Below are 25,571 nucleotides of genomic sequence, written 5' to 3' on the forward strand. Positions count from 1 at the left end.
CGTCGACGATGCCTTCACGTCCCGGCCGTCCGGATCCCACCGGGCCCGGCTCGGGCAGGGGAGAACAGGGGAGACAGTGACAATGAACAGCAATCCGAAGAGGCGCCCGACGGTCGCGGCGGCCATCATCCCGCTCTTCGTGCTCGCCGGGATGCTCCTGGGTCCTGCGGCAACCGCCTCGGCCGCCGCTCCGGCCGTCCGGCAGGCTCCTGCCGCCGCCGCGGCGCTGCCGCAGGGCGGTCACCTCGCCGGCGCCGGCGTGGCCACCGGTCTCCAGGCACCGACGTCGTCCCAGGTCCGGGCCACCACCGGGACCAAGAAGGGCAAGAAGAAGAGCAAGAAGAAGAGCGGCCTGTTCAAGAAGCTCTTGATCGTCGTGCTCGTGGTCGTCGTGCTGCTCGTCGTCCTGTACGGGGTCCGCCGGGCTCTGCGCCGCAGGTCCGCCTGAGCTCTGAGGGCGTGGGCCGCGGGCGGCTCAGGGCCCGATCTCGAACTCGGGCGCCTTCAGGCTGTCGAGGCACGCGGTCTTCGGCGCGGCCGGGTCGTCGAAGAACGAGACGGAGATCTCCTGGGCGCACTTCGAGGTGGCGAACACCACGTGCGGCTCGTACGGGACCGTGACGACCTTGGCCTTGCTCAGCGTACGGGCGACGTACGGCCCGTTGTCCGCCCCGGTCTGGGAGTCGAACCCGCCCGACAGGGCGAGGGTCGGGATGTCCCCGCTCGTGGCGTCCCGGATCGAGGGCGCCGCCGCGGGGACGTCCCAGGCGGCGCAGTCCGGACGGAGGAAGGTGAGCTGCGGAGCCTGGGCCTGTACCGAGCGGGGGTACGACGGAAAGGCTTTCTGGCCGCCCCGCAGCGCCTGCTCCTGGCTCTCGTACGGTGTCCACTCGCTGCAGAAGACGCCGTAGACGAGCCCGTGCGCGACCCGTCCCATGGCCTGGGGGCTGAGCTTGCCGCCCGCCAACTGCCGGGCGATCCGCTGCGGCTTGCCGTGCGCCAGCTCGTCGAGGGCGGCGGGAACCTGGGGCGCCACGTGGGTGGCTGAGGTCATCCAGTTCACCAGGGCGCCGCCGTCCAGGACGACCTTCACCGGCTTGTCGCTGCCGGGGAGCGTGACGGTGGTGGTGACCGGCTTGGCTTCGAGTTCGCGGACGAGCCGGTCGAAGGTGGCGGACAGGTTCGGATAGCGCTTGTTGCACGCCGGCTGCTCCGCGCAGGCCTTGAACAGGCCGTCGAAGCCCTGCCGGGCGCTGCTCCAGGTCGCGGCCGACCCGGACGTGGACGGCGGCAGTATGCCGTCGAGGCCGACCGAGCGCAGCCCCTCGGGGTGCAGGCGCATGTAGACCAGCGCCAGGTGGGTGCCGTAGGAGATCCCGAACAGGTTCCACTGCTTGAGGCCCAGCGCGGTGCGCAGGTCCTCGTAGTCGGCGGCGCTCTCGGTGTCGTTGTAGGCGCCGAGGTCGATCCCGCGGGCCGCCAGTCGGTCGCGGCAGGCCTTCGTGGCCTCGACGTGCAGGCGTTCGGTGGACGGGGCGTCGGAGACGAGGCCGACCGCTCGTGCGTTGAACTCGTCGATGTTGGGGCAGAGGAGCGTCGGATCCGCCGAGTACGTACCGCGCTGGGACATGAAGATCACGTCACGGTCGCGGTTCAGGCCGCCGTCGATCGCCATCTTCGCCTCCCCCACGGCGTCGTCTCCGGGTCCGCCCGCGAGCCACACGATGGGGTCGGGCTTCGGGGTGTCGGACGCGGCGGGCACGATCGCGACACCGAGTCTGATCATCTTGCCCGTCGACTCGGCGCGGTTCTCGGGCACGGTGAGCGTGCCGCAGCGGGCCCCTTCCAGCTCCTCGATCGGTTCCGGCGTCTTCGGGCAGGGGCCCGGCTCGAAGCGGGCGTCGCCCACCGTCCGCGCGACCGTACCGATCGGCGCTCCGGGGCCGGTGGTGGCGTCGGTCCGGGCCTGTGCCCCGGCGGGCGCCGCGAGCAGACCGGTGACGAGGACACCCGTCGCCATGGCGGCCGACGTGGCCTGGAGTCGTCGTACGGTGCGGCGGCGACCGGGTGCTTGCCGGCGTGTCATCTGGCCTCCCGGTCACTTCGGGATGACGGGAACGAGCGAGGGACGAGGTCGGCACGCGCTGCGCGCAAGGGGACTGCGGGACCACCCATGGGCCGATTCCGGGGGCAGCGGTAGGGGCGGAATGCTCGCTCTCGACGCTACTCGGTGGACCGTACGCACGCACTTGGAGCGACGAGAGGGGTGGCCGGACCGCCGGTCGGACGGCCCGCCGCCGGTCAGGCGGCCCCGTGTCCTGCCGCGGTCCGCCCCATCGTCAGGGCCAGCCGTCGTACCCGGCGCCAGTTCATCGGGGGCGCGGTGTGCGGGACGCCGGGCCGGTGGCGGGGCACGCGCACGCGCAGGGCGCCGGACTCGATGCGACAGCGCACCGGAGTGGGCAGCGTCAGGGCCTCGCCGTCGACGCCGACCGGGATGACGGGAGCGTCGGCGTCGACGACGACCTCGCGGGCGGTGGCCTCGGTCAGCCCGCGGCCCTGCCCGCCGCGCAGCAGGAGTTCCGTGGCTTCGGCGGCGTTGCCGACACCGACGCACAGCACTCCCAGCTCGCCGGAGTCCAGCCGCCCTCGGCGTCCCAGTCCGGCCGAGTCGCCCCTCTCGTAGGGGTTGTTGCTCACGAGGACGGCCTGGGGACTGTCCTTGGTCAGCGAACCGGCACGGACGGTCAGCCGTGCGCCGCTGTGGTGGGTCAGCAGATCCGGCAGCATCTCCAGGATGGTGCGGGCCTTGTCGTCGCGGTAGGCGGGACTCTGCACGACCTCCGCGTACACGCCGAACGAGGCGTTGTTGAGGAAGACGCGCCCCGCGCTCCGCTCCGCGCTCCGGCCCTCGGGCTCTCCCGCGTGGAGGTAGCCGACATCGATGCGCAGTTCGACGCCGTCGGTGAGTGCCTCCAGGCACGTGGAGGGGTCCTGCCGGTCCAGGCCCAGATCCATGGCGAAGTGGTTGCGGGTGCCGGCGCTGATCACTATGAAGGGAAGGTCGTGCTCCATGGCCACACCGGCGACCAGGGCCTGTGTGCCGTCGCCGCCCGCGACGCCGAGCAGGTCGGCGCCGTCCCGTACGGCCTTCCGCGCCAGCTCGGCCACGTCCTGGTGCCGGGCCGGATCCAGCACGACGACCTCGGCGCCCAGGGCCCGGGCGCGCTCCGCCAGCTGGAACTTCTCGACCTTCCCGCCGCCCGAGCGCGGGTTCATGATCAGGAACGGCCGTTCGACCCGGCCGGCGGAGTGCTCCGGCATGCCGGGCGGGGTGTCGTCGACCAGCGCGGCCCTGCCCGCGGACACGGCCAGCGCCCACAGGGCGAGCGAGAGCAGCACGACCCACAGCAGCCCGGCCGCCGTGTAGAGGATCAGGACTCCGAGCGGCGCGGCGATCGCGAGCAGTGCGGCCAGTGCCCTGATCCAGCCGGTGTGGGTGAGCAGCCACCACCCGCCGGCCGCCGTGAGCACGAGCCCCGCCCACCCCACGACCATGAGCAGGAGGCTGCCGAGCCCGGCGAAGACCACCAGCACCGCGATCGCCGCCGCGCCCGCCGCCAAGGCCAGTCGCGCGGCCCAGCGCCTGCTCATGGGGCAACCTCCCGCCGCTCCACGGCTGCCGGACAGGACATTCGATCTCCTCTTCAGGCTACGGGCGCTCACCTTGCGCAGCACGTCCGCCCGGGGCGCCCTCGCGCAGACCGGGGGAGGCGGCCGCGGCCTTCTCGTACCAGCGGCCGTAGCGCTCGGCGAGGGGTACGGCCGAGACGCCGTGCAGGAGGACGCTGAGGCCGACGGTGATCGCGACCACCCGCCCCAGGAGGTCCACCCCCGGAACGTGGTCCTCCACCACGAGCAGCGCCAGCACCACGGACGCGAGACCGCGTGGCCCGAACCAGCCGATGTACGCCACCGTGCCGGGCCGCAGTCCGCTCCCGGCGAGGGAGAGGACCACCGGCAGCATCCTGACGACGGTGAGGCTCAGCACCGCGTAGAGGCAGATCCGCCAGCTGAGGTGTTCGAGGGTGGGGCCGAGCAGCACCGCCCCGAAGACGAGGAGGCTGATCGCCGCCAGGAGCCCTCCGAGGGTCTCGGTGAACTCGGCCGTGCGGTGGACGTCCCCCGGCTCTTCGCCGACCGGGTAGCGGCGCAGGGCGTACCCGCAGGCGAAGCCGGCCACCCAGGCGGCGATGAACCCGCTGCCGTCCGTCACGAAGGCGAGTTCGTACGCCGCTGCCGCGACGGCCAGCGGGTAGACCTGCCACCACTCCCCCGCGACCCACCCCCGGGCCCGGGACCACTGCAGCAGCCGGCCTCCCAGCCACCCGACCAGCAAGCCGATGGCGGTGCTCAGCACCAGGGCGCGCCAGAAGACGCCCGTGACGCCCTCCTGCGCGTAGTGGGTGCCGGGGATGGCCGCGAGGAAGAGGATGAAGAAGGGCAGCACCATGCCGTCGTTGAGGCCGCTCTCGACGTTCAGCCCGTCCCGTACGAGCGCCGGTACCCGGGGGTGGGTCATGGCGGTCTTTCCGAGGGCGGCGTCGGTCGGGGCGAGGATGGCTCCGAGCAGTGCGAGCTCCCACATGGTCAGCCCCGGCAGCAGGGGCCAGGCGAGGAGCCAGCCCGCGCCGATGCTCAGGGGCAGTCCGATGCCCAGCAGCCGCCCGGGCAGGAAGCCGCCGGTCCGGAGGTCCTGTCTGCGCACGGACAGGGCATCGGTGAACAGCACGAGCGTCAGCGTGGTCTCGAGGAGGGCCACGATCGGTGCGGCGTCGTCCCCCAGGTTGACGATGTCCAGCACGGCGGGCCCGAGGAGAACGCCGGCGCCGACGAACACGATCGCCGACGACACGGGCGTGATGGACAGCCTGCGCGAGCCGAGTGCGTACGCGGCCGTGACGGTCGCCGCCGCCGCGACGGTCCAGGCGCCACCGCTCATGAACAGCCCTCCAGATCCACCCGCCGGACCAACCGTGACCTCGTTCCTACAGGTCGGCGGAGCGTGACGGACCGACGTGGGCCGGGACACGCCGCGTGACGGGCCTCGCGGGGCGCCGGATCGCCAGGACCGGGCCTAGAAGGCGGAGTGGGCGAACCAGTGGGTGAGGAGGTCCTGGTCGCCGAGCAGCCGGAAGGCGTCGCTGCGGCGGTCGAGGCGGCCGTAGAGGAGGAGCAGGAGGTCGGCGGCGGTTCCCCGGACGGTGGCGTCCGCCGCGAGGGGCTCGGCCTGGTCGGTCACCAGGGCGAAGCCGTCGGGGCGCAGGCGGACCAGCCAGTCGCCGTCACCGTCGCCTTCGCCGTCCGTGCAGCTGAACCGAATGGTCCGGTCAGGGGCGCGCAGTTGGGCGGTCAGCGGCGCGAAGGGGAACGCGAACGGCAGGTTGGTCAGGAACTCGTCGATGCCGTCGACCGCGAGTGCGCGGTCGATGTGCGGCGGGAGCCCGAGGGCGAGTTGGGCGTCGACCCGGTGGACGAGGGTCTCGAAGAGCATGCGCCGGACCCAGAACCGGGCGTGCTGGTCGACTCCCCAGGCCCACATCGGTGCGTCCGGGTCGGTGGCGGCGAACACCTCGGCGGCCTCCGCCGCGCTCGCGGCCAGCCAGTCGGGCAGGCCGTCGGGCTGCTCCGGCAGCCGCAGGTCCACCTCACGGCTGGTCGGCGGCTGCTGGATGCGCCGGCGCAGCAGCTCGGTGAACCAGCGGTGCACGCTGCCGACGTGCCGCGTGAGGTCTTCTAGGGTCCAGCCGGGGCAGGTCGGCACGGGGGTGGAGAGGTCGGCCGCCTCGACCGCGGCGACGAATGCGGCGGTCTCGGCTGCGACGGCCGCTCCGTGCTGGGCGGGGTTCATGTCCGTGCCCTTCCTCTGCTGGTGCCGCCCCAGGCGGCGGCAATGATTGAGAGAATGGATGTTTTACGTCCTCAAGTAATAAACGACGGTAATTCTCAACCGTTGAGGATGTCAATTTTCTCGCCTGCGCCCGCGCGAGCGGTCAGCGCAGTTGGCGGCGGACCAGGTCGTGGAAGAGGCCGGCCGTGTCGGCGAGCAGCTCGGCCGGTGGGCCCTGCTGGACGACGCGGCCGTCCTTCATGGCGATCACGCGGTCGGCGTCCATGATCGTGCTGAGGCGGTGGGCGATCACGATGCGGGTGGCGTGCAGGGCACGGGTGGATTCGATGACCACGCGCTGGGCCTCGTTGTCCAGCGCGCTGGTCGCCTCGTCGAAGAACAGGATGCGCGGCTTGCGGATGAGGGCCTGGGCGATCATCAGCCGTTGGCGCTGGCCGCCCGAGACGGTGCCGCCGCCGTCGGACAGCATGGTGTGCATGCCCATCGGCATGGCCTTGATGTCCTCCGCCAGGCCCGCCATCGCGGCGGCCTCCCACGCCTCCTCCGGCGAGAACGTCCCGGCGCCGCAGATGCAGTCGAGGATCGAGCCGGTGAAGGGCTGGGCGTTCTGCAGGACGACACCGCACTGGCGGCGCACGGCCGTCTGGTCGAGCGCGGCCAGGTCCTGGCCGTCGTAGAGCACGCTGCCGGCGAGGGGCTTGTCGAAGCCGATGAGCAGCCGCAGCAGCGTCGACTTGCCACAGCCACTGGCGCCGACGATCGCGACGAACTCCCCCGGACGGATGCGGAAGTCGACGTCGTCGAGGACGAGCGGGCCGTCGTCGGCGTAGCGGTACGACAGGCTCTTGGCCTCGATGGCGCCGGTCAGCTCCCCCGGCCGGGTACTGGAGCCGCCCACCTCGGGCAGCTCCCGCAGGACCGGTTTGATCTGCTCGAACATCGGCAGCACGGCGGCCGCCGAGATCAGCGCACCGGTCAGCTGCGTGACCGACGACAGCAGCATCGTCAGCGCGGTGCTGAAGGTCAGGAACTCGCCGGCGGACATGGCGCCGCGGGCCGGTCCGGCCAGCAGGACGAACATCACCAGCGTGCACAGCGGCAGGTAGACGGCGCCCAGGACCGTGATGACGTTCTGGATCCGGCCGGTGCGCTGGTGCAGGTCGCGGGTACGGGCGAACTCGCGTGCCCAGGCCGCGTACGCGAAGCTCTCGGCGGCGGCCACGCGCAGTTTGGGCAGGCCGCGCAGGGTCTGGAAGGCCTGGTTGCCGAGCCGGTGGCCGAGCTTGATCAGCCGGCGCTCGTAGCGCAGCTGCCACAGCCCCAGGCCCAGGAAGACCCCCGCGATGACGACCAGCATGGCGAGCGCGGCCATCGCCAGCGGCACGCTGTAGACGAGGAGCAGCACGAGGTTCACCGTGCCGACCGCGCCCGCCTGGACGCAGACCGGGCCGATGCCGGACAGCACGCGGCGCATCGCGCTGATGCCCATGGCCGCGCCGGCCAGTTCGCCGGTGGAGCGGCCGGCGAAGAACGTCGCCGGCAGCCGCAGCAGCCGGTCCCACACGGCCGGCTGCAGGGTGGCCTCGATGCGGCCCTCCATGCGCAGGAGCGAGGTGTTCTGCAGCAGCATGAACGCGGCCGAGACGATCGCGGTCGCGATCAGGGCCATCCCGGTCTGCACGATGAGGCCGTTCTCGGCCTGCGGGACGTACCGGCCGAGGACCTGTCCGGTGGCGATCGGCACCAGGGCGCCGAGGACCACCGCGACCAGCCCGCCCAGGAGGAGGCTGCGCAGCTCCGGGCCGGTGCCGCGCACGCTGAAGCGGAGCAGGGCCACCAGACCCACCCGCCCCTCGGGCAGGGGGCGGTAGAGCATCACGCCGTGCGGTTCGAAGGCGGCTTCGTTGGTCTTCGAGATGCGCTCGCGCGTGCCGGTGGCGGGGTCGACCGCCTCGTAGCCGCCGCGCCGCCACAGCAGGGCGACCGGCGTGCCGTCCTTCTCCCGCCGACCGACCAGCGGACCGCTGTTCTCCCGCCACCAGCGCCCGCCGAGCCTGACCACCCGGGTGCGGATCCGCGAGGCGAGCGCGATGCGTTCGACGGGATCCAGCTGCTCGGACGCGGCGCCGGCCCCGCCCGGCTCGGACAGGGTGATGCGGGCCGCGGCGGCGACCGTACGGCACACGGCGAAGGTCGCGTCGACGCTGCCGCTCCGGTGGGGGTGGCGGCCGGAGCGGACGATGGAGGCCAGCAGCGTGCGGTCCGCCTGGGTGCGCGCCGCCCGGCCCGCCTCGATGCCGGCCGCGGTGCGGTCCTCGTGCGTGCGCTCGAGCTGTTCGATCCAGCCGTCGAGGGCGTACAGCAGCCGGTGCTGCTGGTCGACCATGCCCTGCCACATCGCCGCGTCGACGAGGAGGGTGCCCACCGCCTCCGCCTCGTACACGGCCCCGTACTGGACGCTGCCCGGGGTGATCTGCATCCACAGGATGTCGTCGTCGGCACCACCGTGCCCGGTGGTGGCGCTGCCGTCGAGCGGGGCCTGGTAGAGCACGCGCAGGCCGCGGCCGACACCGCGCGCGAAGGCGTCCTCCAGGGGGCTCAGCCACCCGCCGTCGGCGGCCCCGTGGTCGACGTGGAACTGGTCGCCGTACTCCGGGCGGTACAGCTCCCGCAGTTCGATGCGGCGCAGCCAACACCCCTCCAGGGGACGGCCGACGAGGGTGTGGTCGGGCCCCTCGGCCGGACCCAGCAGCAGTGTGCCCGGCTCCAGCCGGCCCAGGAAGTGCCAGTGGCCGGCCTGCGCCGCGTCGACGGCGAACAGGTCCAGCTCACCCTGTACGACGAGCCACAGGACGAGCGGGCCCTCCAGGGCCAGGCTGCGCAGGCCCGTGCAGTCGACGGGCGAGCCCAGTCCGCCGAGGGCCGCGACGACCGGGTCCGGCCCGCCCGACGGCCCGGCGCCCGACGGCCCGGCGCCCGACGGCCCGGTGCCCGCCGTGAAGCCCACGGTGCCGTGGTGTGCCTGCGTCACCTCAGTGCTCCTTGACCAATGCGGCGTACGGGCCCCGGGCGGCGAGCAGCCGTTCGTGGCGCCCTCGTTCCACGACCGTGCCCCGGTCGAGTACGACGATCTCGTCGCTGTCGCGCACGGTGCTCAGCCGGTGCGCGATGACCACGCAGGCGCAGCCGCGACGGCGCAGGTTGTCGATGATGACCTGTTCGGTCACCGCGTCCAGGGCGCTGGTCACCTCGTCGAGGACCATGACGCTGGGGCGGCGCACCAGCGCCCGGGCGATCTCCAGCCGTTGGCGCTGGCCGCCGGAGAAGTTGCGGCCGTCCTGCTCGACGCGGCTGTGGATGCCGCCGGGGCGGCGGGAGACCACGTCGTGCACGGCGGCGTCCTCGAGGGCGGCGATGACGGCCTCGTCGGGGATGGAGGGGTCCCACAGGGTGACGTTGTCGCGGACGGTCCCCTCGAAGAGGAAGACGTCCTGGTCGACGAAGGAGACGGAAGCGGCCAGCGCGCCGCGCGGGATGTCCGCGAGCCGCATCCCGTCGATGCGGACGGCCCCCTCCCAGGGGGTGTAGAGGCCGGAGATCAGCCGGGAGACGGTGGACTTGCCGCTGCCGGAGCCGCCGACGAGCGCGACCTGCTGCCCCGGGCCGACCGAGAGCGAGAAGTCCTTGAGCAGCGGGGCGTCCAGCGGGCTGTAGCCGAAGGTGACGTGGTCCAGTTCCACATGGCCCTTGAGGCGGCGGGTGCCGCCGGCGGGCTCGCGCCGCGCGTGGACCGGCGCGACGGGGAAGTTCTCGACGTCCTTGAGCCGGGCGACGTCGGCCGCGAAGTCCTGGATCCGGCCGGCGACGCCGCCCAGCCGGGAGATCGGCGCGGTGAAGCTGGTCACCAGGGCCTGGAAGGCGACGAGCAGGCCCACGGTGAGGTGACCCTCGACCGCCCGCAGGCCGCCGATCATCAGGATCAGCGCGCTGTTGAAGGCCGCCAGCGTGGGCGCGACGATCGCCAGCCACGCGCTGGGCACGCCGAGCCGCTGCTGCACGTCGAGGGTGACGGCGTGCTGTCCGGCCCAGCGACGGAAGAAGCCGTTCTCGGCGCCCGTGGCCTTCATGGTCTCGATGAGCTGGAGACCGCTGTAGGAGGTGTTGGTGAGCCGGGCGCTCTCAGCGCGCAGTTTCCGGGTACCGGTGGCCCTCAGCCCGATCACGATGCGCATCGCCAGGACGTTGAGCAGCGCCACGGCCACGCCGACGAGGGTGAGCTGCGGATCGTAGGTCCACAGCAGCACCGCGTAGAGCACGACCACCACGCCGTCCACGCCCGCGGCGGCCAGGTCCCGGGCGAGGGTCTCGGCGACCGCGTCGTTGGACTGCAGGCGCTGGACCAGGTCGGCCGGGTTGCGCTGGGAGTAGAAGGTGACCGGGAGCCGGAGCAGGTGCCGGAAGAAGCGGGCACTGCCGAGGGTGGAGGAGATGATGCGCCCGCGCAGCAGATTGGCCTGTTGCAGCCCGGTGAGCGTCGCGGTGAGCACGAGGGCGACGGCCATCGCGACGAACAGCACCCCCAGCAGGGACGTCTGCTGCCCGATGAGGAACATGTCGATGTACGTGCGGCTGAGCGCCGGCACCGACGCCCCGACCGCGACCAGGAGCAGGCTGGAGATCACGGCGGCGGCCATGGTGCCCGAAGTGCCGCGCAGGCGGGCCGGCATGGCGCCCAGGACACCCGGCTTGCGGCCGCCGCGGCGGAAGCCCTCGCCGGGCTCGAAGGTGAGGACGACACCGGTGAAGCTGGTGTCGAACTCGTCCATGGGGACGAACCGGCGGCCCTTGCCGGGGTCGTTGACGTACACGCCACGGCGGCCGTACCGGCGGCCCGTGCCGTCGTAGACCACGTAGTGGTTGAACTCCCAGAAGAGGACGGCCGGGGCCCGCACCGCGGCGAGCGCGGCCAGGTCCATCTGCATGCCCTTGGCCGTCAGCCCGTAACCGCGGGCGGCCTTGAGGAGGTTGCTGGCGCGGGAGCCGTCGCGGGAGACGCCGCAGGCGATGCGGAGCTCTTCGAGGGGGACGAAGCGGCGGTAGTGGCCGAGGACCATGGCGAGGGCGGCGGCTCCGCACTCCACCGCCTCCATCTGCAGCACGGTGGGGGTGCGTACGGGGCGGGGCGTCCTGCCCCTGGGGGCCTCGGGGACGCGTGCGGCCCTGCGGCGGGTGCCGCCCTTGGGTTCGGGGCGCCGGCGGCGGCGCCCGGGGGGAGGGAGCTGTGGCGCCTGCGGCGGCGTCCCGGTCCGCGGCGCGGTCATGGCAGCAGCCAGTCGACGGGGCGCCGGGCGGCGAGGTGGACGGCGCCGGTGAGCGGCGTCCGCGAGTCGAGGGCGTACGGGGGCCCGTCCGCGGAGGACCAGCGGTAGCCGGACTTGGTGGAGGGCGAGCGTTCGAGCCGTACGAGTACGGCGACCGGATTGCCGTGGCCGGCGAACTGTTCGGCGAGCCCGCTGTCGCCGAGGAAGCCGCCGATCTGCGCCTGTGTCTGGGGGGCGCGGCCGACCGCCTGGACGCGGCCGCGCAGCGTGCCGAACCGCTGCTGCGGGACGGACTGGACGCTCAGGTCGACCGCGGCGCCCACGGGGATCGCCGAGCCGTCGCCGCCCGGCACGTACAGAACGGCCACCAGCGGGTCCTCCGGATTCTTCACGCGTTCCACGGTCGCCACGTCCGCACCCGTGGCGACGACCGAGCCGACCTTGGCCACCAGTGTCGTCAGCCGGCCGGCGGTCACCACGCGCACGGGGCGTTCCCCCTGTTCCGTACGGACGTTGAGCAGGGGCGCGCCGGCGTCCAGCAGCTGGCCCTCCTCGGCGAGGACTCCGGTCACCTGTCCGGCGACCGGGGTCTGCAGTACGTAACTGCCCTCGGCCCGGGTGAGGATGCCGGGTGCGCTCAGCTTGGAGGCGACGGTGCCCGTGAAGGCCCAGAAGCCGGCGGCGGCCATGACGACGACCGTGACGGCCAGGACGAGGCGCCCCTGCGGGCGCGCGAACCGGACGGGCAAATCCAGTTCTTCGGGCGATTGCAGCTTGGAAAGAGCCTTTTGGCGAAACTGCACGGATCATTCCTTCCACTGCATTCGCATCGATCGGGCGCGCGGGCAGCCAGGAACCCCGGAGCCGTGGGGGACGCTCCGGGGTTCATGGGGATATCCGGATCAGAGACCGGCGCGCCCGGTGTTCACCGAAACGCCGGTGAGGCCCGTGACGAGACCGGGGACGTGGGACACGATGCCCTGCGCGGCCTGGACGGTGTGGAGGGAACCGACGACGCCCACGACGCCGCTGACATCGCTGGTCACGGCGCCGGCCAGGCCGCCGGAGACGCTGATGATGCCGCCGGAGACGGCGTCCAGCTCGGTGTCGGCGATCTCGCGGGTCTCGATGTCGTTACGCATGACGCGCACCTTTCATTGGGGGGAGGAATTCACAGATGCGGCGGCTGGGCGAGCGAAACTCGACCGCCTTTTCCGACTGCCGCAATGCGCAAGATGAAAGCACGCGAACGGGCTGGCCAGCCAATCCCGTTGACGCCCCCCTCACGCGCGGATGATCACCTCCGACGCCTGTCGTGCAGCTTGATTCACCGAATGGTGACGGCTTCTTCACAGGATCGAGTAACAGATATGGCCCGCCCACTGCTTACACAGAACCAAACAGGACAAGCCCCACCAAACGGCGGGGGCGAATCCCCCACATCGTGAAGCGGAGGAGGTCGGCGGAAGCGATCGCGAACACGATGTGCAGGTTTCCGGAAGGCGCGCGGGGTGACCGACCCGTCACGCCTGGTGTGCACTGCGGGGGGGCTGGGCGTTCTCGCTGGAGCAGTGGAGCGCCGAGGGTGTGGAAGCCGCGGCGGCGCGCCGGGTATCGGTGGGAACCGAGTGCATCGCGGTGCTCAACAGCGGCATGCCGCCCGTGTGGTTCCTGCACGCCGTGGACGGAGAGGTCGTGGCGTACTTCGAACCTTCGGACGCCCAGGATGTCGTGGACGAGTCCCCAGGGCAGCTCGCGTCCGGTCTCGTGGCCGCAGGGTTGGTGGCGGCCGGTGTTCCGGAGGGGACCGCCGAGGAGAGCTCCGAAGTGCTCCTCCTGAAACTGGTGGAGCAGCACTTCGGCGTCGAACTGCCACGGGCCTCCCTGGCGGGCCAAGCCCTTCCGGCCCTCGCGTTCACTGCCGTGTGAAGCGCGCCGGGGCGTTCAGTCTCGCGCTCGCGCTTCGATCAGGAACCGGTGGTCGTGCGCCGTGAATCCGCCCGTTCGCCTGATGTGCCGGTCGAGTCGGCGGAGCGCGGGCTCGTGTGCGGACGGGGTGAAGCCGGGGAACTGCCAGGGGATGGCGCGCAGTTGGAAGATCACGGCTCCGATGTCGTGGAAGGTGTAGGGGCTCATCTCCTCGCGCGCCGCGGTCACGCGCAGGCCCGCGGCCTCCAGGGCCCGTACGGCCAGGTCCAGGGTCCACCCGTCGGGATCCGCCGGTGCGGGGATGCCGACGGCTTCGTTCAGTGCGAGCTGGTTGCGGCTGCCCACCTGCTGGGTGAGGAGGCGGCCGCCCGGCGCGAGGGCGGCGCGGATGCCGGCCGCGTCCAGCAGCCCGTGCCGGTTGAGGATCAGGTCGAAGGGTCCGGGGGGCAGGTTGAGCCCCGATGTCCGGTGGACCTCCACGCCCAGCGGGGCGAGCCGCTGCCGGGCCAGGGGGAGGTTCGGCTGCCAGTTCTCGGTGGCCACGGCCACGACCCCGGGCGGGAGCGGGGCGAGCGAGGCGAGGAACTCGCCGCCGCCGGTGTCGATGTCCAGCAGCCGACGGGCGCGCGGGAGCAGGGCGCGGGCGCGCTCCGCGTAGTCCCAGGAGGGGCCCTCGCCGGCCGTGCGGCCCGTCAGCCAGCCGAAGTCCCAGCCCGTCAGGGCGGCCCGTCGGGCTTCCGCGACGTGCGTCTCGTAGTCGTGGGCCATGAGGTGAACCTCCGGGTGGGCTGGCGCGGGAGCGCGGCGGGGTGCTACACAGGACCACCAGAGATGGTTACACGTGTAACAGCAGTCTGTCCGCGTTTTTTCAGCAGCCCGGAGCGCACATGTGCACCACACCCGAGCCGATGCCGCTGCCGTTCTCCTGGACCGAACAGGAACGGCACCTCGTCGGCCACCTCTCGGCGCTGATCCGCCTGGACGCCTCGAACCCGCCGGGCCACGAGATCGCCGTCGCGCGCCACCTCTCCCGGGAGCGTCACCGGCCTGCACAGCACCGCCACCCCGACGCTGCTGTCCGCGGGACGGGTCGCGGCCCACGAACCGGGTGCGCGCGTGGTTCCGTACATCAACCCGGCCGCCACCGACGCCCGTGCCTTCCCCGAGACGAAGGTGGTCGGGTTCTTTCCCTCCGCGAGTGACGCGGACGCCATGCGGCTCATCCACGCGCCGGACGAGCACGCCCGGATCTCCGACCTGATGTTCGGCGGGGCCTGCCTGCTGGACGCGGTCCTCAGGCTCTCCACGTGAAAGCAGCCCCCCATTCAACGGAAGGAAACACCAGATGGGTCTTTCTCAGGACGGCACCGCGCCCGTCGTCACCACCGGCTCGGGCCGGATCCGGGGCGTCGTCGAAGGGGGCCTCGCCGTGTTCAGGGGCGTGCCCTACGCCGCACCGCCCGTCGGGTCCCTCCGATGGCTCCCCGCTCAGCCGCATCCGGGGTGGTCCGGGGTTCTTGACGCCTCGGCGTACGGTCCGAGTGCGCCGCAGGCCGTCCGTGCGGGCGACCCCGTACTCGGCAGCCACGGCCTCCCGCCCTTCGACGAGGACTGCCTGACCCTCAACGTGTGGACGCCCGGCGCGGACGACGCGCGCCGGCCTGTCCTGGTCTGGATCCACGGCGGCGCCTTCCTCTCCGGGTCCGGCGCGATGCCCACCTACTCGGGCGAGACCTTCGCACGCGACGGCGACCTGGTGGTGGTGAACCTCAACTACCGGCTCGGACCGCTCGGCCTGCTCTACTTCGAGTCGGACGACGGCGCCGAGCACGGCAACCTCTGGCTCACCGACCAGCTCGCCGCACTGCGCTGGGTCCACGACAACATCGCCGCGTTCGGCGGAGACCCCGACAACGTCACCGTCGCCGGCCAGTCCGCCGGCGCCCTCTCCACCGCGGCGCTCGCGGGCCACGTGGGCGACGGCCGTCCCTTCCGGCGCGCCGTCCTCCAGAGCGTCCCGCTCGGGATGCCGCTCGCCACACCCGCCGCGTCCCTCGCCCGCACCTCAGCCTTTCTCGGGATCACCGGCGCGAAGGACATGGACGAACTGCGCACCACACCCTGGCCGTTGCTGGTCGAGGCCACCGCCGGACTCCTCGGGAACACCGCGGAATGGGGGCACTGGACCGTGCCGTTCATGCCGGTCCTGGACGGCTCGACGGCCCCGCGGCAACCCGTCGAGAACCTGCTCGACGGTCCCGGCGCCGACATCGACGTCCTCATCGGCTGGACTGCGGAGGAGTCGAGCTTCAGCTTCGCGCTCGGCGAGATGTACGCGTCGGCCACCAGGGAGCAGGTGCTGCGCCGGGCACGGGCCACCTTCGGCGACGGCGCGGCCGATGCCTACGCGGCGTACGAGGCCGCCCGCCCGGGGGCGCGGCCCGTCGACGTCCTCGTCGACCTGAGCACCGACGAGCTGTTCAGGAAGCCCACGCTGGCGTTCGCGCAGGCGCGGGCGGCACGGGGCCGCCCGGTCTGGGCGTACGAGTTCGCCTTCCCCACGCCCGCGTACGAAGGCCGGCTGGGTGCCCCGCACTGCCTGGACCTGCCCTTCGTGTTCGACAACTTCGACGCGTGGGCGCACGCGCCGTTCCTGGCGGGCATGGACACCAGGATCAGGGACGGCCTGGCCAGGACCGTGCACCGGGCCTGGATCTCGTTCGTCCGTACCGGGGACCCCAACCACCCGGCGATGCCGCGCTGGGACCGGTACGACGAGCGGTCCCGCACCACCATGCGCTTCGACACCGTCACCACGGCCGTTTCCCGTCTCACGCCGTACTGAGGGGCCCGCCGATGGGCTGCTCCGTCCAGATCGTCTTCCCGGTGCCGGTGAACCGGCAGCCCCAGCGGTCGGTGAGCTGGGCGACGAGGAACAGGCCGCGTCCGCCCTCGTCCGTCTCCCGTGCACGGCGCAGGCGCGGCTGCGTGCTGCTGGGGTCGGACACCTCGCAGACGAGTACCCGGTCGCGGATCAGCCGGAGCCCGACCGGGCCGCCCGCGTAGCGGATCGCGTTCGTGACGAGCTCGCTGACGACGAGCTCGGTCACGAAGCTCAGTTCGTCCAGCTGCCAGCCGGACAGCCGGCCCCCCACCAGTTCGCGGGCGTGCGCGACGAGGGAAAGGTCTGCTTCGAACTCCCACTCGGCGACCCGGTCGGAGGGGAGGGAGTGGGTGCGGGCGAGCAGCAGGGCGACGTCGTCGGAGGGCTCGTGGTGCAGCACCTTGTCGAACACGCTCTGGCTGACGTCCCCCAGGGGCCGGCTCGATCCGGCGCCGACGAGCGAGCTCCGCAGTCTCTCCATCCCTTCCTCGATGTCGCCGCCGCGGCGGCGCACGAGTCCGTCGGTGAAGAACGCCAGTGTGCTGTCGGGCCGTACGCCGAACTCCGTGACCTCGAAGGGCATTCCGCCGACGCCGAGCGGCGGTCCCGGCACCATGTCCAGGAAGTGCGGCTCCTCCCCCGGGGGCAGCACGGCCGGCGGGGGATGTCCCGCGGTGGCGGCGAGGCAGCGGCTCGTGACCGGGTCGTAGACGGCGTACAGGCACGTCGCTCCGAGCACCGCGGGTTCCGTGCGGGCTTCGCCGGTCATCTGCTCGTTGGAGAATCCGAGCACCAGGTCGTCCAGGTGCGTGAGCAGTTCGCCGGGATCCAGGTCGAGGTCGGCCAGGGTCTGCACCGCGGTCCGCAGCCGGGCCATGGCCGCGGTGGCCTCGAGTCCGTGGCCGACGACGTCCCCGACGACGAACGCCACGCGCAGCGAGGGCAGGGGGATGACGTCGAACCAGTCCCCACCGACCCCGGCGCCGCCGCCCGCCGGCTGGTAGATCCCGGCCGTGTCCGCGGCCGCCGTGTTCAGGACGGACTGCGGGAGCAGGCTTCGCTGCAGGGCCACCACCGACCGGTGTTCCTTCGTGTAGCGGCGCGCGTTGTCCACGCCGAGTGCGGCTCTGGAGGCGACGTCCTGGAGGAGGACCGCGTCCTCCTCGCCGAAGGCGGAGGGCAGCTGGCTGCGCCAGACCGTGACGCAGCCGAGGATCAGACCGCGTGCGTACAGGGGCACCGCGACGGTGGAGTGCGCCCCGCTCGGGACGAACAGGCGCAGGGTCTCGGTGTCCACGCCGAGCGCGGCGCGCAGTACGTCGACGTCGGACACGAGCACGGGCCGTCCCGCCATGAGCGGGCGCATCACCTCGGTGTCCGGTACGGGAGGGAGCGCCTCGCCGACCGGGAGGAGGTCCTCCGCGGAGACCCCCGGGCTCTGCGCGGCGGCGGTCCGGCGCAGGCGGACCTCACCGCTGGTGTCGAGCCGCAGCGGTTCGTCGCCGACCAGCACCGGCTCGGCGAGGTCCACGGTCGCGAAGTCCGCGAAGTCGGGGACGAGCAGGTTCACGAGGACCTGGGCCATGTCCGTGACGTCCAGGGAGGCCCCGATGCTCGTGGCGGCGGTGTGGGACAGCCGCTTCCTACGTCGCTCCGAGTCGGGCTCGGCCGCGTCCACCGCGGTCTCCGCCGGGGTGACCAGGACGAGCCACTGTGCTTCGGCGTCGCGATCGCCGGGTGCGCGGGCCGCGAGCCGGACGACCGTGCAGACCAGAGGCACCTTCGTGCCGATGTGCTCGCCTGCGGGAAGGGTCACCAGGCGCCGGGCCGGTCCCGCCTCCGCCCCGGCGCGCGGCAGCATCCCCAGCAGGGGGGCACAGGTCTGACCCGGCGGGCAGTCGAGCAGCTTCGCAGCCCACTCCGAACGGGCGACGACCACTCCCGCGTCGTCCAGTACGACCGCTGCCGTCTCGGTCACGGGCACCGAGGCCGTCCTCGGGCCACGATGCTCCGGTTCACGCATGTCGCCTCCACGCACCGCAACCTTCAGTATCGACCCCGGGGACGGACCCGGCGACCCGCAGCGGGCTCACGGGCCGTGCCGACCGTCACCGTCGCGCGAGATCTCCGCTCCCTCGGCGGTCGGGGGGCGGCGGCAGACCGGTGGACGCGCGGGTGCGCGGCCGCCGGCCTGCCGCCGGGCGGTTACGGCACCGGCTGCTGCTGGGTGACGCAGTGGATGCCGCCGCCACCGGCGCCGAGGCGGTCGATGTTGAGCCGTTCCACGACGCGGCCGGGGAACAGGCGGGTCAGCGTGGCGCGCGCGGCGGCGTCGGCCTGGGTGTCGCCGAACTGACCGCTGATGACGGCGCCGTTGCACACGTAGTAGTTGGCGTAGGACGCGAGGAAGTCCCGGTTGGTGGAGCGGATCTTGTCGTAGTCGGGGCCCTGGAGCTTCTCGACGGTCATCCGGGTGCCGCCCGCGGTCGTCGCTGCGGACAGGATCTGGAACTGCTGGCGCGCGTCCTTGGCGTAGACGTCGTTGTCCGAGGCCAGCGGCATCTGGACCAGGGCCTTCCCGGGGGCGAGGAACCGGGAGGTCGCGTCGACGTGGTCGTCGGTGATGTCCTGGCCGACCACGCCGTCGAACCAGATCACCTTGGAGGCGCCGTAGGCGGTGCGCAGCGCGGCCTCGATCTGGCTCTGCGACATGTTGGGGTTGCGGTTGCGGTTCACCAGGCTGCTGCGGGTGGCCATCAGGGTGCCCGCGCCGTCCTGTTCGACCGCGCCGCCCTCGCCCACCAGGCCGGCGGCGGTGAAGGGGACGCCGAGGTAGGCGGCGATCCGGCCGGCGACCAGGGTGTCCTTGGAGTGGGCCTGCTTCTTGCCCCAGCCGTTGAAGTTCAGGCCGACCGCGTCCATGCCGCCGGCCCCGTCCGTGCGGAAGACGGGTCCGGTGTCGCGCATCCAGCAGTCGTCGACGGGGATGGTGGTGACGACGGTGACGGTGGAGCCGCACAGGGAACGGGCCTTGGCGGCGCTGCCGGAGTTGGCGCAGATGTAGACCGGCTCGTACTTGGCGATGGTGCGGGCGATGAGCGCGATGTCGGCCTGGACCCCGCTGAGGGTGTTGCCCCAGATGGAGGTGGAGTCCGGCCAGGCCATCCAGGTGCGCGTGTGGCGGACGTCCTCGATCGGCACCCGGAAGGTGCCCGCCGCGGCGGCGGCCGGGCGGACCTCGGCCCGTGCCCGTCCCTCGGTGGCCGCGAGGGCGGCGGCCGCGGCGGTGAGTCCCGCCGCTGCCAGGAACTTGCGCCGGTCCAGGCCCGCACCGGGCGGGTTCACTGCGTGATCGTTCATGAGGGGCTCCCTAGGAGGGTCAACTTCCCGCGCCGACTGCGGGGTTGACCGGAAAGCTAAAACTGGCCAAGCGCTCGGTCAATAGTTTGGACGGGGTCATTCCGGTGGATCACGGAAAGCCGCAGGTGGCGACGCGCAGGCTCGTTAGAGTGACGCCATGGCCGCTTCCGCGAAGAACCCGAACCCGCCCGCCGCCCCTGCCCGCACCGGGCGGCCCCGGGCCTCGGCCAAGGGCGAGCAGACCCGGGCACGGCTGATCACCGCCGCGCGGACCCTGCTGGCGGGCGGGATGAGCGAACGGTTCACCACGCGCAACGTGGCGGCCCTGTCCGGCGTTTCGCACGGAATGTGCCACTACCACTTCCAGGACCGGACCGACCTCGTGCTGGCGGTCGTCGAGGACATCCGCCCCGAGTGGATCCACCCCCTGGAGGAGGCGGCCGCCGCTCCCGGGTCGTTCGCCGAACGGGCCGAGCGCGTGGTCGAGCTGCTGGGCCGGCCCGAGGGCGCGGAACTCTCCCACCTCCACTCTGCGTTGCACTGGCACGCCCTGAACGACGCCCGGGTCCGGGAGTGCCTGGAGGCGGAGTACCGGCGCTGGCGCGGCTGTTTCGTCACCCTGTTCCAGGTCCTGGCGGAGGAACGGGGCGGTGAAATCGACCCGCGCCTGCTGGGCGAAGCGGTGGCCGCCGCCGTGGACGGCCTGGCCGCGGCGGAGTCACTGGGCTCCGAGGTCGACTCCGGGCCGGTGCTGCGCACCCTGATCCGTACGCTCGCCGCCGGCGCCTGATCCGGGCCCCGGAGCGCCCGCTCCCGTACGCCCGCTACAGTGCCCGCCGGGCCGCGGCGATGGCCGCCGGATCCCACCCCGGGCGGGGCACGGACTCCAACAGCAGCCGGGTGTACGGATGCCCGGGCGCGGCGAGCACCTCCTGCGTGCCGCCCTGTTCGGCCACGGCCCCGTGCCGCATCACGACGATCTCGTCGGTCACGCACCGCACCACCCCGAGGTCGTGGGTGATGAACAGGAAGGCGATCCCGGTCTGTTCCCTGACATCGGCCAGCAGGTTGAGGATCTGCGCCTGTACGGAGACGTCGAGCGCGGCGACGGCCTCGTCGAGGACGAGTACGGCCGGTTCCACGGCGAGCGCCCGGGCGATGGCGACCCGCTGGCGCTGCCCGCCGGACAGGCGGCGCGGCAGGGCGTCGGCGGCGCGGGTGCCCAGGCCCACCTGGTCGAGCAGTTCGCGTACGCGCCGCGCGTGGTCGCGGCCGGGGAAGTGCAGGGTCAGGGTCTCCCGCAGGGCCGCTTCGACGCTGGTGCGCGGATCGAGGGAGAGGTACGGGTCCTGGAAGACCATCTGGATCTCACGGGCGCGGGCGAGACGCGCGGCCCGGCCGCGGGTGTGCCCGGTCCGGGACCGGCCGCGGACCAGGACCTCTCCCCCGTCGGCGCGCTCCAGGCCGACGATGATGCGGGCGGTGGTCGTCTTGCCGGAGCCGGACTCGCCGACGATGCCCAGCGATCCGCCCTCGGGGAGGGCGAAGGACACGTCGTCCACCGCGCGGACGGCTCCGAAGGAGCGGCTCAGCCCTTTGACCTCCAGTACGTTCTCAGGCATCGACGACGCTCCCTTCGAGCAGGTCGCTGTGGTGGCAGGCCGCCTGGTGGTCCGGCCGGCCCGGGGCCGCGGAGGGCAGTGGGGCGCGCTGGTCGCAGACCTCCGTGGCGAGCGGGCAGCGGGCCGCGAAGGCGCAGCCGTGCAGTGGTTCCCGCAGGTCCGGGGGCTGGCCCTCGATGGCGGCGAGCCTGCCGCGCGGGCCCTCCATCCGTGGGGTGGAGGCGAGGAGGGCCGCCGTGTACGGGTGCCGGGGGCGGGCGAAGAGGACCTCGGCGGGCCCGGATTCCGCGATCCGGCCGGCGTACATGACGTAGACGCGGTCGCTGATGGCGGCGGCGAGGTCGAGGTCGTGGGTGACGAACAGCAGCCCGGTGCCGAAGCGTTCGCGCAGCGTGGCCAGGAGGGCGATGACCTCGGCCTGGCTGCTGACGTCCAGGGCCGTGGTGGGCTCGTCGGCCAGCAGGAGAGCGGGGTCCCCCATCAGGGCCGCCGCGATCACGACGCGCTGGAGCATGCCGCCGGAGACCTGGCCGGGGTACTTGCGCAGGACGGATTCGTCCAGGCCCACGGCCCGGAGGAGTTCGACCGCACGGGCGGTGGCCTCGGTCCGGTTCATGGCCCCGGTGAGGGTGACGCTCTCGGTGAGGAAGTCGCCGATGCGGCGCAGGGGGTTGACGGCGGCGCGCGGGTCCTGGAAGACCATGGCGACCGTGCCGGCCCGTACGTCGCGCAGGCGGCCGGTGTCCATGGCCAGCACGTCGTGGCCCTCGACCAGGACGGTGCCTTCGACGACCGCGCCGGGTGGCAGCAGCCGCAGGGCGCTGCGGGAGGTGAGGGTCTTGCCGGATCCGGACTCGCCGACGAGGGCGACGGTCTCGCCGGCGGCGACGGCGAGGTCGACGCCGTCGAGGACGGGACGGGCGGTGCCGGGGAGGGTGATCCTCAGCCCTTGGATGTCGAGCGTGTGGGCCGGGCGCCCCGGTTGCGCCGGGGGCGCCTGTCGCGTGGGGTTCATGGGGTCCTCCTGGCTACGCGGTCGGCCCACCGCTCGCCCACCACGTTGAACGCGACGACGGTCAGCACGATGAAGAGGCAGGGAAGGATCGCGGACAGCGGGTAGCCGTGCTGGATGGCGGTCTGCCCGTCGAAGACCATGCGGCCCCAGTCGGGGGTGAGCGCCGGAACGCCGAGCCCGAGGAACGACAGCCCGGCGAGGTCCATCAGGGCGTAGCCGAAGTTGATGGTGGACTGGGCGAGGACGACGGGGGCGATGTTGGGCAGGACGTGGCGCAGGCAGATCTGCACGGCCGAGTGGCCCTGGACCTGGTAGGCGCTGACGTACGGGCGGGTGCGCTCGGCGAGCACGAGGGAGCGGGTGAGGCGGCTGACGTAGGGCAGGTAGGCGACGGCCAGCGCGATGACGGGGGCGAGCAGGCCCTCGCCGTAGACGGAGATGATCAGGATGGCCAGCAGCATGCCGGGGAAGGCGAAGACCAGTTCCGTGCTGCGGGACAGGACGGAGTCGAGCCAGCCGCCGCGCCAGGCGGCGGCCATGCCGATGGCGATGCCCGCCACGGTGGAGAAGGCGACGACGCCCAGCGGGCCGAGGAGCGAGGTCCGCGCGCCCAGCAGCAGCCGGGAGAGCGTGTCACGGCCGGCGGCGTCCACGCCGAGCGGGTGCGCGGCGGAGGGTCCGGCGAGGGCGTTGCCCAGGTCGACGGCGTTGGGGTCCTGCGGTACCACCCAGGGGGCGAGCAGCGCGGCGAGGACGACGAGGGCGACGAGCCCCAGGCAGAGGAGGTGGAGCGGGGAGCCGGTGGCACGGATCCGGGAGAGGCCGGGCCGGCGGACGAGTACGGCGCTCACGCGGCGGCTCCCCTCGTTCCGAGGGTGACCCGGGGGTCGACCAGGGGCAGCAGCAGGTCCACGAACAGGTTCACGATCATGAAGAGGGCGACGATGATCAGGGAGATCGCCTGGACGGTCGGGAAGTCCTTGGTGGTGGTGGACAGTTCGAGGAGCTGGCCGATGCCGCCGATGCTGAAGGCGGTCTCGACCAGGATGGTGCACACGAGGAGGGTGGAGACGATCAGTCCGCCGGTGGTCAGGACGGTCCCGAGGGAGTTGCGGAAGACGTGGCGGCGGATGACCTGGCGCTCCGGGACTCCGCGGCTGCGGGCGACGGTGACGTGCTCGCTGTCGAGGGCTTCGAGCATCGCGGAGCGGGTGACACGGGCGAGCATGCCGATCAGGTAGAGCGCGAGGGCGACCGCGGGGAGCGCGAGGTGCCAGAGCATGTCCGCGAAGCCCTCGCCGGCGCCGCTGCTGGGGAACCACCCCAGCTGGACGGCGAACAGGCCCTGGAGGAGGACGGCCGCGACGAAGGACGGGGTGCCGACGGCGAAGGTGGTCGTGACCAGGATGGCGGAATCGGTGGCCCCGCCCCGGACGGCGGCGGTCCGGCCGAGCAGCAGGCCGACCGCCACGACCACGACGAGAGCCATGGTGATCAGCAGCAGGGTCACGGGGAGCCGGTCCGCCAGGAGCCGCGAGACATCGGTGCGGTAGGTGATCGAGCGCCCGAAGTCCCCCTGGAGCACGTCCCCGAGCCAGCGGAGGTAGCGGGTGAGGAAGGGGTCGTCCAGGTGGTACTGGGCGTTGATCGAGGCCAGGGCCTCCGGGGAGGCCGACCGGCCGGCGAGCAGGAAGCTCGCCGGGCTGCCCGGCGCCAGGTACATGGCGCCGAAGACCACGAACGAGGCGGTGAGGAGGGTGGCGGCCATTTCCGCCACCCGTCGTACGGCGAAGCGGACGAAGCTCACTGTGCGGCCCCCACGTCGGCGGCCCACGGGTAGTACATGTACGAGATCGTGGTGGGCGCTCCCGTGACCCGCTTGCCCAGGAACAGCGCGGTCGGCCACTCCGCCACGGGGATCCACAGCAGCTGCTCGGAGGCCTGGTGCTGGAGTTTCGCCTCGATCTCCATCCGCTGATCGACCGGGTAGAGGGCGGTGGCCTGGTCGACGAGCTGGTCGTACTGGGGGTCGCTGTAGCCGGCGAAGTTCATGTAGGCGCCGGTCTTGAAGTTCGCCAGGAGGTCGAGCGGGTCGGTGATCGAGTCGTAGTAGGTGAGCGGGAACATGTCGATGCCCTCGCGCGCCTTGGGGTCGGTGAACAGTGCGGTGAAGGCGTTGGGGGCGATGGTCTTCAGCCGGACGTCCAGGCCGATCTGTGTGCCGGCCGCCTGGACGGCGGTGGCGAGGAGGGAGACGTCCTGGCCTATGGAACTGGTGGCCATGGTCAGGGTCTTGCCGGTGGCCCCGGCCTCCTGGATCAGGGCCTTGGCCTTCGCGAGGTCCTGGCCGGAGGGCGGGAGGCTGTCGAAGGCCGTCTTCAGGGTGCGCTCGGGGGCGGCGGCCCACGCGGCCCTGGTGGTGAGGGAGTTGGTGACGGTGCCCGCGCCCCCGAGTCCGGCCTTGACGAATCCGGTGCGGTCGAGCGCCAGGGACAGGGCCCGGCGGACGCGGACGTCGCCGAGGGGGCCCTCCATGTTGGTGACGTTGACGTTGACCGTGCTCAGGCCCTCGCCGAAGTAGAGGGTGCCCGTGCCGCCGGCGCGCAGGCGGGCGTAGCTCTCGGTGGGGATCAGGTAGCCCCCGTCGACCTCGCCGCTGAGCATGGCGTTGGTGCGGGCGGAGGGGTCGGTCAGTACGCGGAAGACGGCCTTCTTCGACTTGGCCTTGGTGCCCCAGTAGCCGTCGAAGCGGTTGAGTTCGATCGACTGGCCCTTGTTCCACGTGCCGAGTTCGAAGGGGCCGGTGCAGGCGAGCCCGCCGGCGGTGCCGTAGTCCTCGCCGGCCGCCTCGACGCCGGCCTTGGAGGCCACCACGCCGGCCGCGGTCGCCATGTACTGCGGGAACTGGGAGTCGGGCTTCTTGAGCTTGACGGTGACCTGGAGCGGGCCGCTCTTGGTGACGGCGGAGACGTTCTGGAAGACCTGGGCCCAGGCGGCGGCGTTGTCGGGGTTCATCTGCCGGCCGAGGCTGAAGACCACGTCGTCGGCGGTCATCTCCTTGCCGTCGTGGAAGCGCACGCCGGGGCGCAGGTCGTAGACCCAGGTGGTGGGGTCGGGGTTGGAGGCCTTCTGGGCGAGCCCGGGTTCGGTGGTGAGCGCCGGGGTCCAGCGCATCAGGCTCTCGCACACGTTGGACAGGATGGTGTTCTGCGGGTAGTCGAACGCCACCGTGTAGTCGAGGGTCGGCGGTTCGGCGTAGACGGCCCAGCTGAAGGAGTCGATCTCGCCGCGGGCCGGGGGCGTGGCGGCGGAGAGGTGGACGTCGGTGACGTCGCCCGCGTCGCCCTTGGGCGGGCCGGCACAGGCCGCGAGCAGGGCGAGGGCGGTCAGGACGGCACTGGTGAGGACCGCGTTGCGGCGGCGACGGTGGGGACGTCTTGCCGTGCGGGGTGGGGAGGTGGTCATCGTCGCGCTCTCTTTTCCGTGAGGGGGGCGGGGGAGGAGCGAGCGGACCGCCGGGTGGCTCCGG

General features: G+C 72.5%; 21 protein-coding genes. 5 read left to right on the forward strand and 16 right to left on the reverse strand.

The features are described 5' to 3' along the window. The first annotated feature begins 82 nt into the window (after nt 1-82). Nucleotides 83-448, forward strand: coding sequence for a hypothetical protein (locus ACFYZ4_RS03220; RefSeq protein ID WP_390782839.1), 366 nt, complete (start codon nt 83-85; stop codon nt 446-448). A gap of 27 nt (nt 449-475) precedes the next feature. On the opposite strand, the gene ACFYZ4_RS03225 is transcribed toward ACFYZ4_RS03220, so the two are convergent. The 8 genes from ACFYZ4_RS03225 to ACFYZ4_RS03260 form a co-directional block, all read right to left on the reverse strand. Then, a complete protein-coding gene (locus ACFYZ4_RS03225; RefSeq protein ID WP_351292466.1) occupies nt 476-2,086 on the reverse strand; it encodes an alpha/beta hydrolase in 1,611 nt (536 codons plus the stop codon). Nucleotides 2,087-2,301: 215 nt separating this feature from the next. Further along, nucleotides 2,302-3,654: a diacylglycerol/lipid kinase family protein gene (locus tag ACFYZ4_RS03230; RefSeq protein ID WP_390782840.1), complete on the reverse strand. Its 1,353-nt coding sequence runs from the start codon at nt 3,652-3,654 to the stop codon at nt 2,302-2,304. 58 nt (nt 3,655-3,712) lie between these two features. Then, the gene (locus tag ACFYZ4_RS03235) at nt 3,713-5,002 is read right to left on the reverse strand and encodes a cation:proton antiporter (RefSeq protein ID WP_384346169.1); all 1,290 of its coding nucleotides are present in this window, start codon (nt 5,000-5,002) and stop codon (nt 3,713-3,715) included. A 135-nt stretch (nt 5,003-5,137) separates the two neighbouring features. Continuing rightward, a complete protein-coding gene (locus ACFYZ4_RS03240) occupies nt 5,138-5,911 on the reverse strand; it encodes a maleylpyruvate isomerase family mycothiol-dependent enzyme (RefSeq protein WP_384346166.1) in 774 nt (257 codons plus the stop codon). A 142-nt stretch (nt 5,912-6,053) separates the two neighbouring features. Continuing rightward, complete coding sequence (locus ACFYZ4_RS03245) at nt 6,054-8,822, reverse strand: NHLP bacteriocin export ABC transporter permease/ATPase subunit (RefSeq protein WP_390782915.1); 2,769 nt, start codon at nt 8,820-8,822, stop codon at nt 6,054-6,056. 121 nt (nt 8,823-8,943) lie between these two features. After that, a complete protein-coding gene (locus ACFYZ4_RS03250) occupies nt 8,944-11,232 on the reverse strand; it encodes an NHLP family bacteriocin export ABC transporter peptidase/permease/ATPase subunit (RefSeq protein ID WP_390782841.1) in 2,289 nt (762 codons plus the stop codon). Then, on the reverse strand, nt 11,229-12,035 hold the full coding sequence (locus ACFYZ4_RS03255) for an HlyD family efflux transporter periplasmic adaptor subunit (protein WP_390782842.1): 807 nt from the start codon (nt 12,033-12,035) through the stop codon (nt 11,229-11,231). The genes ACFYZ4_RS03250 and ACFYZ4_RS03255 overlap by 4 nt, the downstream gene beginning before the upstream one ends. Before the next feature lie 99 nt (nt 12,036-12,134). Then, entirely contained in the window at nt 12,135-12,374 is a 240-nt protein-coding gene (locus ACFYZ4_RS03260; protein WP_351292478.1) for a hypothetical protein, read from the reverse strand. Nucleotides 12,375-12,771: 397 nt separating this feature from the next. Here ACFYZ4_RS03260 and ACFYZ4_RS03265 point away from each other — a divergent pair, with 397 nt between their 5' ends. Next, complete coding sequence (locus ACFYZ4_RS03265; protein WP_390782916.1) at nt 12,772-13,161, forward strand: DUF6461 domain-containing protein; 390 nt, start codon at nt 12,772-12,774, stop codon at nt 13,159-13,161. Between the two features lie 15 nt (nt 13,162-13,176). Here ACFYZ4_RS03265 and ACFYZ4_RS03270 read toward each other — a convergent pair whose 3' ends face one another. Then, nucleotides 13,177-13,929 (reverse strand): class I SAM-dependent methyltransferase, encoded by a 753-nt coding sequence (locus ACFYZ4_RS03270; protein ID WP_390782843.1) that lies wholly within the window; start codon nt 13,927-13,929, stop codon nt 13,177-13,179. Between the two features lie 348 nt (nt 13,930-14,277). Here ACFYZ4_RS03270 and ACFYZ4_RS03275 point away from each other — a divergent pair, with 348 nt between their 5' ends. Together ACFYZ4_RS03275 and ACFYZ4_RS03280 are read left to right on the forward strand one after the other, a co-directional pair. Further along, entirely contained in the window at nt 14,278-14,472 is a 195-nt protein-coding gene (locus ACFYZ4_RS03275; protein WP_390782844.1) for a hypothetical protein, read from the forward strand. 34 nt (nt 14,473-14,506) lie between these two features. Beyond that, nucleotides 14,507-16,006: a carboxylesterase/lipase family protein gene (locus tag ACFYZ4_RS03280; RefSeq protein ID WP_390782845.1), complete on the forward strand. Its 1,500-nt coding sequence runs from the start codon at nt 14,507-14,509 to the stop codon at nt 16,004-16,006. Here ACFYZ4_RS03280 and ACFYZ4_RS03285 read toward each other — a convergent pair. Both ACFYZ4_RS03285 and ACFYZ4_RS03290 read right to left on the reverse strand, forming a co-directional pair. Continuing rightward, the gene (locus ACFYZ4_RS03285; RefSeq protein ID WP_384346151.1) at nt 15,993-18,023 is read right to left on the reverse strand and encodes a SpoIIE family protein phosphatase; all 2,031 of its coding nucleotides are present in this window, start codon (nt 18,021-18,023) and stop codon (nt 15,993-15,995) included. The genes ACFYZ4_RS03280 and ACFYZ4_RS03285 overlap by 14 nt on opposite strands. 227 nt (nt 18,024-18,250) lie before the next feature. Then, nucleotides 18,251-19,405: an agmatine/peptidylarginine deiminase gene (locus ACFYZ4_RS03290; RefSeq protein ID WP_390782846.1), complete on the reverse strand. Its 1,155-nt coding sequence runs from the start codon at nt 19,403-19,405 to the stop codon at nt 18,251-18,253. Between the two features lie 157 nt (nt 19,406-19,562). On the opposite strand from ACFYZ4_RS03290, the gene ACFYZ4_RS03295 reads away from it, so the two are divergent. Further along, on the forward strand, nt 19,563-20,195 hold the full coding sequence (locus ACFYZ4_RS03295; protein WP_390782847.1) for a TetR/AcrR family transcriptional regulator: 633 nt from the start codon (nt 19,563-19,565) through the stop codon (nt 20,193-20,195). A 34-nt stretch (nt 20,196-20,229) separates the two neighbouring features. Here ACFYZ4_RS03295 and ACFYZ4_RS03300 read toward each other — a convergent pair whose 3' ends face one another. Genes ACFYZ4_RS03300 through ACFYZ4_RS03320 form a run of 5 tightly spaced genes read right to left on the reverse strand, consistent with a single transcriptional unit; the run spans nt 20,230 to nt 25,507 of the window. Next, on the reverse strand, nt 20,230-21,027 hold the full coding sequence (locus ACFYZ4_RS03300) for an ABC transporter ATP-binding protein (protein ID WP_390782848.1): 798 nt from the start codon (nt 21,025-21,027) through the stop codon (nt 20,230-20,232). Further along, on the reverse strand, nt 21,020-22,042 hold the full coding sequence (locus ACFYZ4_RS03305) for an ABC transporter ATP-binding protein (RefSeq protein WP_351292496.1): 1,023 nt from the start codon (nt 22,040-22,042) through the stop codon (nt 21,020-21,022). Before ACFYZ4_RS03305 ends, ACFYZ4_RS03300 begins: the two co-directional genes overlap by 8 nt. Beyond that, complete coding sequence (locus tag ACFYZ4_RS03310; RefSeq protein ID WP_351292498.1) at nt 22,039-22,893, reverse strand: ABC transporter permease; 855 nt, start codon at nt 22,891-22,893, stop codon at nt 22,039-22,041. The genes ACFYZ4_RS03305 and ACFYZ4_RS03310 overlap by 4 nt, the downstream gene beginning before the upstream one ends. Continuing rightward, nucleotides 22,890-23,849 (reverse strand): ABC transporter permease, encoded by a 960-nt coding sequence (locus ACFYZ4_RS03315; protein ID WP_351292500.1) that lies wholly within the window; start codon nt 23,847-23,849, stop codon nt 22,890-22,892. The genes ACFYZ4_RS03310 and ACFYZ4_RS03315 overlap by 4 nt, the downstream gene beginning before the upstream one ends. Next, nucleotides 23,846-25,507, reverse strand: a complete 1,662-nt coding sequence (locus ACFYZ4_RS03320) for an ABC transporter substrate-binding protein (protein WP_351292502.1) — start codon at nt 25,505-25,507, stop codon at nt 23,846-23,848. The genes ACFYZ4_RS03315 and ACFYZ4_RS03320 overlap by 4 nt, the downstream gene beginning before the upstream one ends. Between the last annotated feature and the right edge of the window lie 64 nt (nt 25,508-25,571).

The organism is Streptomyces sp. NPDC001513, from assembly GCF_042894695.1.
GTDB lineage: Bacteria > Actinomycetota > Actinomycetes > Streptomycetales > Streptomycetaceae > Streptomyces.